The 14,103-nt window shown below is 72.0% G+C and carries 11 protein-coding genes; 7 read left to right on the top strand and 4 right to left on the bottom strand.

Annotation, left to right across the window (positions count from 1 at the left end; translation table 11 throughout):
- Positions 1-77 precede the first annotated feature (77 nt).
- From ACIQ9P_RS07880 to dnaE, 4 genes are all read left to right on the top strand, one after another.
- Positions 78-1,328 carry an FAD-dependent monooxygenase gene (locus ACIQ9P_RS07880; protein WP_402351403.1) on the top strand — a complete coding sequence of 417 codons (1,251 nt, stop codon included), beginning with the start codon at positions 78-80 and terminating at the stop codon, positions 1,326-1,328.
- Between the two features lie 89 nt (positions 1,329-1,417).
- The gene (locus ACIQ9P_RS07875) at positions 1,418-3,403 is read left to right on the top strand and encodes a ricin-type beta-trefoil lectin domain protein (RefSeq protein WP_402351400.1); all 1,986 of its coding nucleotides are present in this window, start codon (positions 1,418-1,420) and stop codon (positions 3,401-3,403) included.
- 102 nt (positions 3,404-3,505) lie between these two features.
- Entirely contained in the window at positions 3,506-3,973 is a 468-nt protein-coding gene (locus tag ACIQ9P_RS07870) for an SRPBCC family protein (protein ID WP_402351398.1), read from the top strand.
- Between the two features lie 130 nt (positions 3,974-4,103).
- Positions 4,104-7,661 (top strand): DNA polymerase III subunit alpha, encoded by a 3,558-nt coding sequence (dnaE, locus tag ACIQ9P_RS07865; protein ID WP_402351395.1) that lies wholly within the window; start codon positions 4,104-4,106, stop codon positions 7,659-7,661.
- Positions 7,662-7,762: 101 nt separating this feature from the next.
- Here dnaE and ACIQ9P_RS07860 read toward each other — a convergent pair whose 3' ends face one another.
- Both ACIQ9P_RS07860 and ACIQ9P_RS07855 read right to left on the bottom strand, forming a co-directional pair.
- On the bottom strand, positions 7,763-8,290 hold the full coding sequence (locus tag ACIQ9P_RS07860; RefSeq protein ID WP_402351392.1) for a hypothetical protein: 528 nt from the start codon (positions 8,288-8,290) through the stop codon (positions 7,763-7,765).
- 149 nt (positions 8,291-8,439) lie between these two features.
- Positions 8,440-9,429: a phospholipase gene (locus ACIQ9P_RS07855; protein WP_402351389.1), complete on the bottom strand. Its 990-nt coding sequence runs from the start codon at positions 9,427-9,429 to the stop codon at positions 8,440-8,442.
- Between the two features lie 285 nt (positions 9,430-9,714).
- Between ACIQ9P_RS07855 and ACIQ9P_RS07850 the strand changes: the two genes are divergently transcribed.
- The 3 genes from ACIQ9P_RS07850 (at position 9,715) to ACIQ9P_RS07840 (ending at position 12,679) form a co-directional block, all read left to right on the top strand.
- Positions 9,715-10,089, top strand: coding sequence for a hypothetical protein (locus ACIQ9P_RS07850; RefSeq protein ID WP_402351386.1), 375 nt, complete (start codon positions 9,715-9,717; stop codon positions 10,087-10,089).
- A 206-nt stretch (positions 10,090-10,295) separates the two neighbouring features.
- Positions 10,296-11,651, top strand: coding sequence for a hemolysin family protein (locus tag ACIQ9P_RS07845; protein WP_402351383.1), 1,356 nt, complete (start codon positions 10,296-10,298; stop codon positions 11,649-11,651).
- Positions 11,648-12,679, top strand: a complete 1,032-nt coding sequence (locus tag ACIQ9P_RS07840) for a hemolysin family protein (protein WP_402351380.1) — start codon at positions 11,648-11,650, stop codon at positions 12,677-12,679. Before ACIQ9P_RS07845 ends, ACIQ9P_RS07840 begins: the two co-directional genes overlap by 4 nt.
- 81 nt (positions 12,680-12,760) lie before the next feature.
- On the opposite strand, the gene ACIQ9P_RS07835 is transcribed toward ACIQ9P_RS07840, so the two are convergent.
- Complete coding sequence (locus tag ACIQ9P_RS07835) at positions 12,761-13,303, bottom strand: EF-hand domain-containing protein (protein WP_402351377.1); 543 nt, start codon at positions 13,301-13,303, stop codon at positions 12,761-12,763.
- A 145-nt stretch (positions 13,304-13,448) separates the two neighbouring features.
- Entirely contained in the window at positions 13,449-14,069 is a 621-nt protein-coding gene (locus tag ACIQ9P_RS07830; RefSeq protein ID WP_402351375.1) for an HPP family protein, read from the bottom strand.
- Positions 14,070-14,103 lie beyond the last annotated feature (34 nt).

Raw genomic sequence — 14,103 nt, 5'->3', positions numbered from 1 at the left:
CACGCGCCGGTACACAGCGCACCCGGGCACCGGGCCCGCGCGGACACACGGGGTGCACGGACACACGGGGGAACGACATGATCCACGCACTCGTCGCCGGAGGCGGCATCGGCGGCCTGGCCACCGCCCTGGCCCTGGCCCGCGGCGGCCACCGCGTCACCGTCCTGGAACGCCAGGACGCCTTCACCGACATCGGCGCCGGCATCCAGATCGCGCCGAACGGCTTCCACGCCCTGAACCGGCTCGGCGTGGGCCGGGACGTCCGCGACCGCGCCGTCCTCGTCGACGAACTGCGCCTCATGGACGCCACCACCGGGCGCGAGCTGGTCGCCCTGCCCGTCGGCGGGCGCTACCGGCAGCGCTTCGGCGACCCGTACGCGGTCGTGCACCGGCGCGACCTCCACACCCCGCTGCTCACGGCGTGCCGGGCGCTCGACACCGTCGCCCTGGTGGCGGGGGCCGGGGTGCGCCGCTTCGACCAGGACGGGCGGGGGGTGACCGCCGTCACCGCCGACGGCCGGAGCTTCACCGGCGACCTCCTGGTCGGCGCCGACGGCATCCGCTCCACCGTCCGCGCCCAGCTGCTGGGCGACGGTCCGCCCCGCCCCTGCGGGCACACCATCTACCGCACCCTCGTCCCGATGGAGCGGGTGCCGCGGTGGCTGCGCCGCAACGCCGTGACGCTGTGGGCCGGGCCCGGCCGGCACGTGGTCCACTACCCCGTCGCCGGCGGGTCCTGTCTCAACCTCGCGGCGGTGATCGACGACGGCGCCACCGAAGCCGTCTCGGGCCGCCCGGCCGAGCGGGCCGCCGTCCTGGCCCGCTTCGCCGACGCCGGCCCCGTCCCCGTCGCCCTGCTACGGCTCGGGGATGACTGGCGCCGGTGGGTGCTGTGCGACCGCGACCCGGTCGACGTCTGGACCCGCGGCCGGGTGACGCTGACGGGCGACGCCGCGCACCCGATGCTCCAGTACGCCGCCCAGGGCGCCTGCCAGGCCCTGGAGGACGCCGTCGTCCTCGGCGACCTGCTCACCGACGCCCCGACCGCCGACGTGCCCCACCTCCTGGAGCGGTACAACGCCGCCCGCCGCGAGCGCACCGGGCGGGTCCAGCGCCTCTCCCGCGAGATGGGCGCCCGGCTCTACCACCCGGCCGGAGAGGACGCCCGGGCCCGGGACGCCCTGCTGCGCCCGCTCGACGAGGACGCGCTGCACCACCGGGTCGCCTGGCTGCACTCCGCCCCCGCCCGGGCCGCCACCGGCCCCCCGCCCGGACCGGACGGTGCGCGAAAGGGCAGAGCTCCCGACCCCGCCGTATGGACCCCGTAAGGAGCGGCCGCGCGCCGGATTTCCGGGCCTATCGTCCTTATCGGTCGAGACGGAGAACGTCTCCGATGCGAGCAGAAAGACGATTCGCCATGAAATCCCCGTCCCGCCTGAAACGCGCGTTCGCCTGCGGCGTCACCGCCGTCGCCCTGGTCGGCGGCCTCACCGCGCAGGCCCGGGCCGCGCCGTCGCCCGGCTATCCGGTGGACAAGACCTGCGGGACCCCGGCGGTCCCGGGCGGCGGCAACTGCATGACCTCGCTGATCGGCGCCGGGTTCGACATGATCCGCGGCATGCGCAGTGCCGCCAACGCCAACAAGCTGGACAACGCGGAGTTCACCCAGAAAACCGCCACGCAGCTGAGCCAGAAGTTTCCCGGCTTCAATGTCCTGGTGTTCAAGACCGTGGGCACCGACCTGTACGACACCGAATGGTTCACGAACGAGCACAAGGCCGATATGAAGGGGGTGCTGATCGACACCACCTACAAGCTCAACCATTTCATGAACAAGGAGGAACAGAAGGATCCCTCGGGTTACGACAAGTTCCGGATCTGGGTCTTCCAGGGCGAGTCGACCTTCCGCAACCGGGGCGACGGCGGCTACCTGAACTGGGCGTTCGTCGGCAACGACGGCGACAGCGTCAAGAAGGAGTCGTGGACCTGCCGGGCGGGCACCGCGCGGCCCTACAAGTGCGACGGCGACGTGCGCACCCTGCACTTCCCCGCCCGCTCCGGCTACGGCTCCAGGACCGGCAGCCTGACCCCCGACTCCAGCGCCCCCGGCTACCACGCCTGCCTGGACGTCAGCGGCAACGGCAACGCGAACGGCACCCCCGTGCAGCTGTGGGAGTGCAACGGCGGCGACGCCCAGAAGTGGACCTACAACGGCTACAAGCTCCGGGCCGCCAACGGCAAGTGCCTCGACCTGGCGGACAACAGGGCCGCCAACGGGAACAGGCTCCAGGTCTGGGACTGCCTGGAGATCCCCGGCCAGCGCTGGCACATGTCGCCCAGCGGGGGTCTGCGCCACCTCACCGACCCGGACGACCGGTCCAAGGACGTCTGCGTCGACGACTACAGCGGCCGCACCGCCAACGGCAGCCCCGTGGTGGCCTGGGCCTGCGGTTCCGACGGCAACCGCGACGCGCCCAACCAGAACTGGGCCTGGGGCGGCACTCCGCCGACCACCGGTCCCAGCACGCCGGGCAACGGCGCCGATGTGACCCTGAAGCTCGACAACGGCCTGGGCGCCGTCCCGGTCGGCGGCTCCGCCGGCACCGCCGTCGTCCCCGGGATCCGGGGCGGCAACGAGTCCAAGTGGAAGCTCACCCCGGTGGGCGGTGGCCGCTACCGGATCACCAGCTCCTACGGCCTGGACCTCACCGAGAGCGGCGGCTACCTGGCCGAACTCCAGCCCTGGAGCAACTCACCGAAGCAGAAGTGGGAGCTCCTCGGCGTCGGCAACGGCAGGTACCAGATCCGGATCTCCGACGACGACTGCCTCGCCCACGACGCCGACTTCAAGCAGCTCGGCGTGTGGACCTGCAAGCGCGGCTGGCAGCAGGAGTGGGTGCTCGAATCCGCCTCCGGCGGAGTGATCACCCCGGGCGGCGGCGGGGGCACTCCGACCGACCCCGGGAAGCCGACGAAGCCGAAGCCCCCGACGGGCGGCGGCGCGAGCGTCCCGACCGAACGGCCGCTGTTCCTCAAGCTCGACAACGGCCTGGGCGCCACCGCCCCCAACGAGACCGCGAGCTGGGGCGCGCCCGTCCTGGGCGGCATCCTGGGCTACCGGGGGTCCACCTGGACGATCAAGCCGCTCGGCGGCGACCGCTACCGGATCGTCAACGACCTCGGCTACAACCTCACCGAGAACCCCGACACCTACGTGGCCGAGCAGCAGGCGTGGGGCGACACCCCCAACCAGAAGTGGATGTTCGTCGGCGCCGGCAACGGCAAGTACCGGATCCAGATCTCCGACGACGACTGCCTGACCCACGACTCCGACCACAAGCAGCTCGGCGTGTGGACCTGTGAGGGCGGCTGGAAGCAGGAGTGGTCCCTCCAGCTCCGCTGACGGCCCGCCCCCGGCACCCGGCTGCCGCCACCCCGACGCCACGGGCGGGTGGTCGCGGCCGGGTGCTCGGTTCCGGGCCGGCGGGGGCGGATGATCCTCGGCATGGAGACACTTCAGCCCGGCGGGGATCCGCGCGCGTACGCCTGCATGCTCGTCCGGCGGCCCGCCGATGAGGCGTTCCGGGCCTTCGCCGACCCCGCCGTCACCACCCGGTTCTGGTACAGCGGGAGCAGCGGGCCGATGGTGGTGGGCGCCGAGCTGCGCTGGGAGTGGGAGACCTACGGGGCCTCGGCCGAGGTCAAGGTCCTGGAGGTGGAGCAGGGGCGGCTGATCCGGTTCGAGTGGGGCAACTACGACCGGCCGACGACCGTCGAGCTGAGGTTCACCCCGCGCCCGGCGGAGAGCACCTTCGTCGAGGTCACCGAAACCGGTTTCCGGGGGTCGGCGGACGAGACCGTGCGCTGGGTGAACGACACCGTCGGCGGCTTCACCACCGCCCTGTGCGCGATGAAGGCCCTGCTGGAGCACGGCATCGAGCTGAACGCCGTGCCCGACCACCACCCGGCCTGACCGGCCGGCCGCACCCCGGCTCCTCGGCCGGACCGGCCCGCGCGCGGACGCCCCTGGCGTGTCGCGCCCGCCGACCGACTAACCTGGACCGCTTGCCCGTACCGCCGTCCCGTCCGAGGAGCCCAGCGCCGTGTCCGACAGCTTCGCGCACCTGCACGTCCACACGGAGTACTCGATGCTGGACGGGGCCGCGAAGAACGGCAAGCTCTTCGCGGAGGCGGAGAGACAGGGCATGCCCGCCATCGCGATGAGTGACCACGGCAACATGTTCGGCGCGTACGAGTTCTTCCACTCCGCCGCCAAGACCGGCGTCAAGCCGATCATCGGCATCGAGGCGTACGTCGCCCCGTCCTCGCGCTTCCACAAGAAGCAGGTGTTCTGGTCGCCCGGCGGCCAGCGGCCGGCCAGCGCGGACGGCGAGGGCGGCAAGGACGTCTCCGGCGGCGGCCGCTACACCCACATGACCATGTGGGCGCAGAACGCCACCGGCCTGCGGAACCTCTTCAAGCTCTCCTCGCTCGCGTCGATGGAGGGCTACTACATGAAGCCCCGGATGGACCGCGAGCTGATCGCCGCCAACGCCACCGGCATCATCGCCACCACCGGCTGCCCCTCGGGCGAGGTGCAGACCCGGCTGCGGCTCGGGCAGTACGAGGAGGCCGTCAAGGCGGCCGGCGCCTACCAGGACATCTTCGGCAAGGAGAACTACTTCCTGGAGCTGATGGACCACGGCCTGTCCATCGAGCAGGACGTGCGCGAGGACCTGCTGCGCCTCGCCAAGCAGCTGAACATCCCGCTGCTGGCCACCAACGACTCGCACTACGTCACCGCCGACCAGGCGGACGCGCACGACAGCCTGCTCTGCGTCGGCGTGGGCAAGAACAAGGACGACCCGAACCGGTTCAAGTTCCAGGGCACCGGTTACTACGTCAAGACCGCCGAGGAGATGCGCGAGCTCTTCCGCGAGCTGCCCGAGGCGTGCGACAACACGCTGGCCATCGCGGAGCGGGTCGAGTCGTACGACGAGGTGTTCACCTACGTCGACCGGATGCCCCAGTTCGACGTGCCCGAGGGCGAGACGCAGGCGTCGTTCCTGCGCCAGAAGATCGCCGCCGGGCTCCAGCACCGCTACGGCGACAACCCGAGCCAGGAGGTGCTGGACCGGGTCGAGCTGGAGATGGGCGTCATCTCCCCGATGGGCTTCGACGCCTACTTCCTCGTGGTCGCCGACATCTGCCAGTACGCCCGGGACAACGGCATCCCGGTCGGCCCGGGCCGAGGCTCGGCGGCCGGCTCGATGGTCTCCTACCTGACCCGGATCACCGAGCTGGACCCGCTGGAGCACGATCTGCTGTTCGAGCGGTTCCTGAACCCCGAGCGCATCAACCCCCCGGACGTCGACATCGACTTCGACGACCGCCAGCGCGACCAGATGGTGCGCTACGTCACCGACAAGTACGGCTCCGCCTACACCGCCCAGGTCAACACCTTCGGCACGATCAAGGCCAAGGCCGCCGTCAAGGACGCCAACCGCATCCTCGGCTACCCGTTCGCCATGGGCGACCGGATCACCAAGGCGATGCCGCCGGACGTCATGGGCAAGGGCGTCCCGCTGGCGGACCTCTTCAACGAGAAGCACCCGCGGTACAACGAGGGCACCGAGATCCGCTCGCTGTACGCGAACGAGCCCGACGTCAAGAAGATCATCGACACCGGCCTCGGCATCGAGGGCCTGATCCGCGGCACCGGCGTGCACGCCGCCGCAGTGATCCTCTCCTCGACCCCGCTGCTCGACCTCATCCCGCTGCACATGCGGGACAAGGACGGCGTGATCATCACCGGCTTCGACTACCCGTCGTGCGAAGCCATGGGCCTGATCAAGATGGACTTCCTGGGGCTGCGGAACCTGGGCATCATCGATCACTGCATCAAGATCGTCAAGGCCAACCGGGGCGTGGACGTCGACATCGAGAAGATCCCGATCGACGACCCCACCACCTACCAGCTGCTGGCCCGCGGCGACACCCTCGGAGTGTTCCAGCTCGACGGCGGCCCCATGCGCGCCCTGCTCAAGCTGATGAAGCCCACCGAGTTCGCCGACATCTCCGCCGTCTCCGCGCTCTACCGGCCCGGCCCGATGGGCATGAACTCGCACACCAACTACGCGCTGCGCAAGAACGCCCAGCAGGAGATCATCCCGATCCACCCGGAGCTGGAGGCGCCGCTCGCCGACGTCCTGGGCCCCACCTACGGCCTCATCGTCTACCAGGAGCAGGTCCAGCGAGCGGCCCAGGTGCTCGCCGGGTACTCGCTCGGACAGGCCGACCTGCTCCGCCGGGCGATGGGCAAGAAGAAGAAGGAGGTGCTGGAGAAGGAGTTCGTCCCCTTCCACGCCGGGTGCAAGGAACGCGGCTACTCCGACGAGGCCATCCAGTCCGTCTGGGACGTCCTGGTCCCGTTCGCCGGCTACGCCTTCAACAAATCGCACTCCGCCGCCTACGGACTGGTCTCGTACCAGACCGCCTACCTCAAGGCCAACTACCCCGCCGAGTACATGGCCGCCCTGCTCACCTCGGTCGCCGACGACAAGGACAAGATGGCGGTCTACCTGGCGGAGTGCCGCCAGATGGGCATCCGGATCCTCTCCCCCGACGTCAACGAGTCGGTGGTCGACTTCACCGCCGTCGGCAGCGACGTCCGCTTCGGCCTGAAGGCGGTGCGCAACGTCGGCGTCCCGGTCATCGAGTCGCTGGTGGCCACCCGGGCCGAGAAAGGCAAGTACACCTCGTTCCCGGACTTCCTGGACAAGGTCGAGCTGGTGGTGTGCAACAAGCGCACCGTCGACTCCCTGGTCAAGGCGGGCGCGTTCGACTCGCTCGGGCACACCCGGCTCTCGCTCAGCACCGTGCACGAGAGCGCGATCGACGCCGTCACCGGACTGAAGAAGCAGCAGGCGATCGGCCAGGACGACCTCTTCGGCGCCCTCGACGCCGAGGAGGGCGGCGGCATCGGGCTGGACTTCCAGCTCACCGACCGCGAGTGGCCGCGCCGCCAACTCCTCTCCCTGGAGCGGGAGATGCTCGGCCTCTACGTCTCCAGCCACCCGCTCGACGGGGCCGAGCACATCCTCTCCCAGAACCGCGACACCTCGATCGCCGACCTCCTCGGCTCGGGCCGCACCGAGGGCGAGGTCCGGCTCTCCGGCCTCATCACCGCCGTGGACCGCCGGATCAACAAGGCCGGCAACGCCTGGGCGATCATCACCGTCGCCGACCGCGACGGCTCGGTGGAGGTGCTGTTCTTCCCCGCCACCTACAACCTGATGGCCGATCAGATGATCGAGGACAACGTCGTCTCGGTCCGGGGCCGGCTGAACGAGCGCGACGGCTCGCTGAGCATCTTCGGACAGGAACTCACCACCCTCGACGTCTCCTCCGCCGAGCTCGGCACCAAGCCCCCGGTCCAGATCACCGTCCCGGCCGCCAGGGTCACCCCGGGGGTCGTCGCCGAGCTCAAGCTCGCCCTCCAGGCCCACCCCGGCGACGTCCCCGTCCGCCTGCTCACCACCGGCTGGGACAAGGACACCCTCTACGAGCTGGGCTACCAGGTGAACCCCGACAACGGCTTCGCCTCCGACGTCAAGACCCTGCTGGGCAACCGCTCCTGGATGGGTACGAGCGTCCGCTGACGGACCTCGGCGGGCCGACGGCCCGGGCGGGGGCGGGGCCGGGGGCGGGGGCGGGCCGGTGGCGGACACCGGCCCGCCCCTCCGGGCGGCGTCGCCCGCTCTCAGGCGGCGCGGCAGAGCCCCGTGGGGTCGGCCGCCGCGAGCGAGGCACGGGCGACGGCCACCTCCAGGGGGCGGGCCGGCACCGCGACCCCCGGCCGGGTGCGCGCGAACACCACCAGGCGCAGGACCGCGAACCGGGCCACGCCCGCCAGCGCGGAGGCGGAGAGGTAGACGGCCTGCTCGGTCATCGCGCCGGGCCGCGCCACCAACTGGTGCAGGACGAGCACCGCCGAGCAGGTCACCGCGTACGCGGCCGCCGCCGACCCGGCCGACTGGACGTGCTGGCGCCAGGTCGCGCGGATGCCCGCGCCGAAGGTGAAACGGGCGTGCAGCTCGGTCGCGAGGAGCGTGGAGACCACGGTGACCAGGGCGTTGTCCAGGACCCACGGGACGCGCGGGAGCCATGAGGCCAGGGCCGCCACGGCGAAGCTCGCGGCCACCCCGACACCGCCGCCGCAGACGACGAAACGGGCGAAGGCGGTGAGGCCCCCGACCTCCACCCGCTCCCGGCGCCGTACTGCCGCCATGATCCGCCCCCCAGGCTTCCGCTCCCCGGAACGCACGCCCTCGGCCGCGGGGGCCGGGGCGCGTGTTTCCCCTTGACATCAGCATGGCGTAGCAATGGCGCCATGTCCAGTCCATTTGGCGCCATCATGGCACCATGCCAGCCCACCCCCTACCGGAACAGCCGGTCACCGCTGTTCGCCATCCGGTGGGTGCCACCATGGCGGCCGACCCAGTCCCGGACGAGGTTGACGGCGTTGGCGCACTGCCAGCCGCCGTCGTACTCGCGCACGCCGGTGAAGGCACCGTAGCCGACGATGATGCCGTCCACCTGGGCGTCGCCGAGGAGCTTGTCGACGTACCACGGGTCGTTGTAGGTGGCCGTCCAGGAGAAGGTGGCCGCGAGTCGGCCGGCGGAGCGCTCGGCGGCGCCCTTCTTCAGCTCGGCACAGGTGTTCCAGCCGGCCTCGGTGCAGTTGCCGAAGCCGTTGGTGATGTCGGTGTCCCCGTAGTCCATCACCCGGCGGCCGGTCGGGAAGCCGGAGCCGGAGCGGTCGAAGGCGCCGCGCACCTGGTCGCGGCCGCCGGTCGTGGTGATGCCCTCCAGCGGGCCGAGCCGGCCCGCCAGGCTCTGCCAGCCCCGGCCGCCGACGTCCGGGGTGCTGCCGCCGTGGTACTCGAAGAAGCCGTAGAGCACCTGGATCCCGGCCGCGGTCAGCCGCTGGGCCTTGTCCCGCAGTCCGGCGACGCTGCAGGCGCGGTTGGGCGCCTCGCCGCAGTAGTTCGGGTCCTTGATGTCCAGCCAGACCAGCGACAGCCGGCGCCCGGCGCCGGCGTTGGCGAGGATCCGGTCCAGCATGCTGTCGAAGCTGGGCCCGAGGCGGTTCTCGCCGGCCGAGGAGCAGTCGTGCCAGGCGCGCCACTCGTTCGGGTTCCACCAGGCGCACACGTCGATCTCGATGGCGTTGGCGCCGTGGCCGATCGCGGCGTCCACCCCGTCCAGGGTGTCCACACGGTGCGCGACGGCGTAGACGGGCCGACGCGTGTCGGCGGCGTGCGCGGGGGACGCGAGCGCGGTGGCCCCGAGGATCCCGCACAGCGCCGCCAGCAGGACGTTCAGCAGGCGCGGGCGGATGCCGCGCGGGCGCTGGGTCGTCGTCACGAGGTCGCTCCCTTCTCGTCGTTCGTGCTGCTTCGGGACTTGTCTTGTCCGTCCTCCGACAATCGATATCACCAATGGTGCGTCAACGTACGGTGAACGACGCGTTCCGCGGAGAACGGCGCGGCCGAGGGGCGCCCGCCCGCCGATCCGTCAGCCCCGCACGGCGCTCGCGACCCTCGCGACCCTCGCGCGCAGGGATCATCTACAGTGCTGTAGAAGTCGGCTGACGGAGGACCCGGTCCGTTCCGGTCACGTCACGCCGAGCACCGAACGACAGGAGAAGCAGTGAAGCCGCGCATATTCGCGAAGGTCGCCCCCGCCCTCGTCGCCGCCGGGCTGGTGCTGGGCGCGCCGGCCGCGGCCGTGGCCGCCCCGGTCGCCCCCGCCGCCGGGGCCGCGGTGGCGGTGGCGGCCACCCCGGCGACCCCGGCCGGGCCGACCGCCGTCGCCGTCGCCGCGCCCGCCACCACTGCCACCGTCCACGACACCGCCCTCGCGGCGGGCGACAAGAAGGACGAGAAGAAGAAGGGCGGCTTCTTCAAGAAGCTCGGCATCGCGGTGATCGTCGTCGTCCTGCTGATCGTGCTGTTCGTGATCGGGCTGATCGTCGCGATCGTGCTCGCCCTGCGGGCGATCCTCCGGCGCCGCCGGGCGGCGTGACACCACCGGGCCCGGGTCGGCACGCTCGCGGAAGCGTGCGGCGACCCGGGCCTTACGCCACACTGATTTGCCATCCCTTTACACTTCTGTAGAACCGATCATCCCCCGCACGAAGGAGTCGCGGTCCCCGCGATGGACGAACCTCCCAGTCATCACCCAGCCGTTCCCTGCCCGCCGCACGCGCCGACCGGGGCGGGGGTGACCCGGTGACCGAGGTCCTTCTGCTGGTCCTGGCCCTGCTCCTGACGGCGGCCTGCGCCCTGTTCGTCGCCGCCGAGTTCTCCCTCACCACGGTGGAGCGCGCCGCCGTCGAACGGGCCGCCGAGGCCGGTGAGCGGGGTGCCGCGACCGCGCTCAAGGCCGTCCGGCGGCTCACCTTCCAGCTTTCCGGTGCCCAGCTGGGCATCACCATCACCAGCCTGGTGATCGGCATGGTCGCGCAGCCCTCGGTGGCCGCGCTGCTCCGCGGCCCGCTGGAGGCCGTCGGCCTGCCCGAGGGCGCCGCCGCGACCGGCTCGCTCGTTCTCGGCGTCCTGCTGTCGACCGTGGTGCTGATGGTCGCCGGCGAACTCGTGCCCAAGAACTGGGCGATCTCCCGGCCCCTGGCCGTCGCCAAGGTGGTGGCCGCCCCGCAGTACTGGTTCTCGGCGGCCTTCGCGCCGTTCATCGGCCACCTGAACAACACCGCCAACCGCGTCGTGCGGCGGTTCGGCCTGGAACCGGCCGAGCACCTCGCCTCGGCCCGCACCCCGCAGGAACTGGTGGCGCTCGCCCGGCACTCCGCCCGCGAGGGCGTCATGGAGCCCGACACCGCCGAGCTGTTCATCCGCTCCCTCAACCTGCGCGAGCTGACGGCGGAGAACGTCATGAAGCCCCGGGTCGACGTCCAGGCCCTGACCGAGCACGCCACCGCGGCCGACGTCGCCGACCTCACCCGGGCCACCGGCCTGTCCCGCTTCCCGGTCTACCGAGGCAGCCTCGACCACGTCGTCGGCACCGTCCACATCAAGGACGCCCTCGGAGTGCCGGTCGAGCGGCGGGCGACCCAGCGGGTGTCGGCGCTGATGACCGAGCCGATGCTGGTCCCCGAGACCCTCACCGTCGACCGCCTGCTCGACCTGATGCGCGGCGAGGAGACCCTCGCCGTGGTCATCGACGAGTACGGCGGCACGGCCGGCATCGTCACCCTGGAGGACATCGTCGAGGAGGTGGTCGGCGAGGTCCGCGACGAGCACGACCCCGCCGCGACCCCCGACCTGGTCGACCTCGGCACCACCGAGGACGGCCGGCACCACTGGGACTCCGACGGCATCACCCGCACCGACGAGCTCGAAGCCATCGGCATGCCGGTGCCCGAGGGACCCTACGAGACGCTGGCCGGCCTGATCGCCGAACGCCTCGGCCGGATCCCCGCGGTCGGCGACACCGTCGAGGTCGGCGGCTGGACCCTGGAGGTCGGCGCCGTCGCCCACCACGTCGCCGAGCGGGTGCGGATCACCGCCCCCGAGGCGCTCGCCTCCCCGGAGGACGACCACGCCGAGAGCCCGGAGGAGAAGCGGTGACCGCCGTCCAACTGATCATCGGCCTCCTCACCATCGTGGCCAACGCCTTCTTCGTCGGCGGCGAGTTCGCCCTCATCTCGGTCCGGCGCAGTCAGGTCGAACCGCGCGCCGAGGCCGGCGACCGGCGGGCCCGCACCGTCATCTGGGGCCTGGAGCACGTCTCCGCCATGCTGGCCACGGCCCAGCTCGGCATCACCGTCTCCTCGCTGGTCCTCGGTATGGTCGCCGAGCCGGCCATCGCCCACCTGCTGGAGCCGCCGTTCCACAGCCTCGGCGTGCCGGAGGGCCTGATCCACCCGATCGCCTTCGTCCTCGCCCTGAGCGTGGCGACCTATCTGCACATGCTGCTCGGCGAGATGATCCCGAAGAACCTCGCGCTCGCCGCGCCCGAGCGGGCCGCCCTGCTGCTGGTGCCGCCGCTGGTGGCCACCTGCCGGGCGGTGCGGCCGGTCGTGTTCTCGATCAACGGGTTCGCCAACCGGATCCTGCGCCTGCTCAGGGTCGAGCCCAAGGACGAGGTGGCCTCGGTGTTCACCGAGGACGAGCTGGCCAGGATGGTCAAGGACTCCTCGGACGCGGAACTGCTCAGCGCCCGGGACACCGAGCTGCTGCACGACGCCCTGGAGCTGGGCTCCCGGCCCGTCTCCGAGGTCGTCACGCCGCGCGAGCGGATCGTCTTCGCCGGCCCCGGCACCACCCCGGGCGAACTCGAACAGCTCGCCGCCCGCACGGGTTTCTCCCGCTTCCCGGTCCTGGACCGGGACCGGCAGGTGGCGGGCTATCTGCACGTCAAGGACGCGCTGGCGCACGACGGCACCCGTGACCGGGCGTTCCCGCCCGGTACGCTCCGCCCGATCGCCCGCGTCCCTGCGGCGATGCCCCTGGACGACGTGCTGACCGCGATGCGCCGCTCCGGCACCCACCTGGCCGCCGCGATCTCCGCCGAGGGGACCGCGCTGGGCCTGGTCACCATGGAGGACGTCCTGAAGGAACTGGTCGGCCCGGCCCCCACCGGCGGGGCCCGCTGACACCGCTCCGCCCACGGCCCGTGCCGCCCCCGCCCCGGGTGCGGCACGGGCCGCCGCGCGCTCGCCCGGCGGCGCCGGCGGTCACTCCTCGGGGATCCGGCCGCACATCGCGTTGCCGGGGTCGGCGGGGTCGTCGCTGATCCAGAACTGCTCCCACAGGAGCGCGAACTCGGGTCGGCCCAGGTAACCGTCGCCGTCCAGGTCGAGCAGGTCGAAGACGCCGTCGGTCGGCACGGTCCGGCCGTGCCAGATGTCGACGAGGCGGCTGTGCTCGGCCCGGGAGATCCGGCCGTCACCGTTCTCGTCCACCGCGTCGAAGACCGTGTCGGCGGTCGCCGTCACCACTTCGCGCAGGGCGGGGAGCCGGTCGACCAGGACCAGGAACTCCTCCATGTCGACCTTCCCGTCGTGGTCGCTGTCCGCGACCGTGAGCAGGTGGTCCCACCAGCCCAGCATGAGCGCCTCGACCCGGATTCCCAGTGCCGCTTCCCGCTGGACGGCCGGCAGTCGTCCCCACCGCTCCGCCAGGGCCTCGAAGTCGTTCTTCCGGAGACAGCCGTCCCCGTCCGTGTCGAAGGCGGCGAAGACGTTGCGGAGCTTGCGCCGCTGGAACTCGTTGGCCATGAACGGGTCTCCCTGTGCCGAGCCGTTGCGCCACCCCGTGTGGCGACAGGCTGGCGACTGTAGGGGCGCGGCGCGCGGCCCCGGCGGGCTTCGGCGAAAGAGCCGCGGATTCCCGGCACAACCGCTCCGGGGCGCCCCGGATGTGCTACCGCGTGTCCTTCGGACCACGCCGGGCGGCGGGGTGCGGGCGACGGTGTTCGGCGGTCTCCTGGGGAGGAGGCGCCACCGGGCCGCCGGGGCGCACGCGACGGGAGCGGGCGTGCGCGAGACGGGCTTCCGCCCGCTCCACCGGCGCTGCATCGCCCCCGGCGTGACCGGCGCCGCCCGACCGGGGGCATCGCTCCCGGATCACCCCGAGCGGGCGACGTGATCCGGGGAACCGTCTCCAGCGGGCGAACAGGCCGACGGCGTGGCCGTCGTGGCCCACCACCGGCCACACCGCCAGGTCACGGGCGCCCATGACGGCCACCGCGGTCGCGGCGGGCATGTCGGCGGTGGCGAACGGGGCGCGGTCGAAGGCGATGTCGCGGACCGGGATCCGCTCGGAGAGCGGGGAACGGACCTCGAACGGCGCCAGGTGCGCGCGGGTCAGCAGGCCCGCGCAGCAGCCGTCGTCGTCGCGGACCAGGACGTGATCGGCGCCGGAGCCGCGCAGGATGTCGATCGCCACGTCGACCATGACGTCGTCGCTGATCTGGAGCTCGGGGTGGCGCATGAGGTCACCGACCGTGGCAGTGGCCGCGGGACGTTCGAGGACGAGCGTCATGAGCGGACTCCATGGGGTCGGTTCCGGCGGGTTC

This window comes from Kitasatospora sp. NPDC094019 (assembly GCF_044764505.1).
Lineage (GTDB): Bacteria > Actinomycetota > Actinomycetes > Streptomycetales > Streptomycetaceae > Kitasatospora.
Note: the sequence above shows the minus strand (reverse complement) of the source record. Positions and strands in the feature narration are given on the sequence as shown.

Bases quoted from the DNA above. Each gene is read 5' to 3' on its own strand.
- ACIQ9P_RS07875 (WP_402351400.1), top strand. From the start codon at position 1,418: ATGAAATCCCCGTCCCGCCTGAAACGCGCGTTCGCCTGCGGCGTCACC.
- ACIQ9P_RS07870 (WP_402351398.1), top strand. From the start codon at position 3,506: ATGGAGACACTTCAGCCCGGCGGGGATCCGCGCGCGTACGCCTGCATG.
- ACIQ9P_RS07860 (WP_402351392.1), bottom strand. From the start codon at position 8,290: ATGGCGGCAGTACGGCGCCGGGAGCGGGTGGAGGTCGGGGGCCTCACC.
- ACIQ9P_RS07830 (WP_402351375.1), bottom strand. From the start codon at position 14,069: ATGACGCTCGTCCTCGAACGTCCCGCGGCCACTGCCACGGTCGGTGAC.
- ACIQ9P_RS07880 (WP_402351403.1), top strand. From the start codon at position 78: ATGATCCACGCACTCGTCGCCGGAGGCGGCATCGGCGGCCTGGCCACC.
- ACIQ9P_RS07835 (WP_402351377.1), bottom strand. From the start codon at position 13,303: ATGGCCAACGAGTTCCAGCGGCGCAAGCTCCGCAACGTCTTCGCCGCC.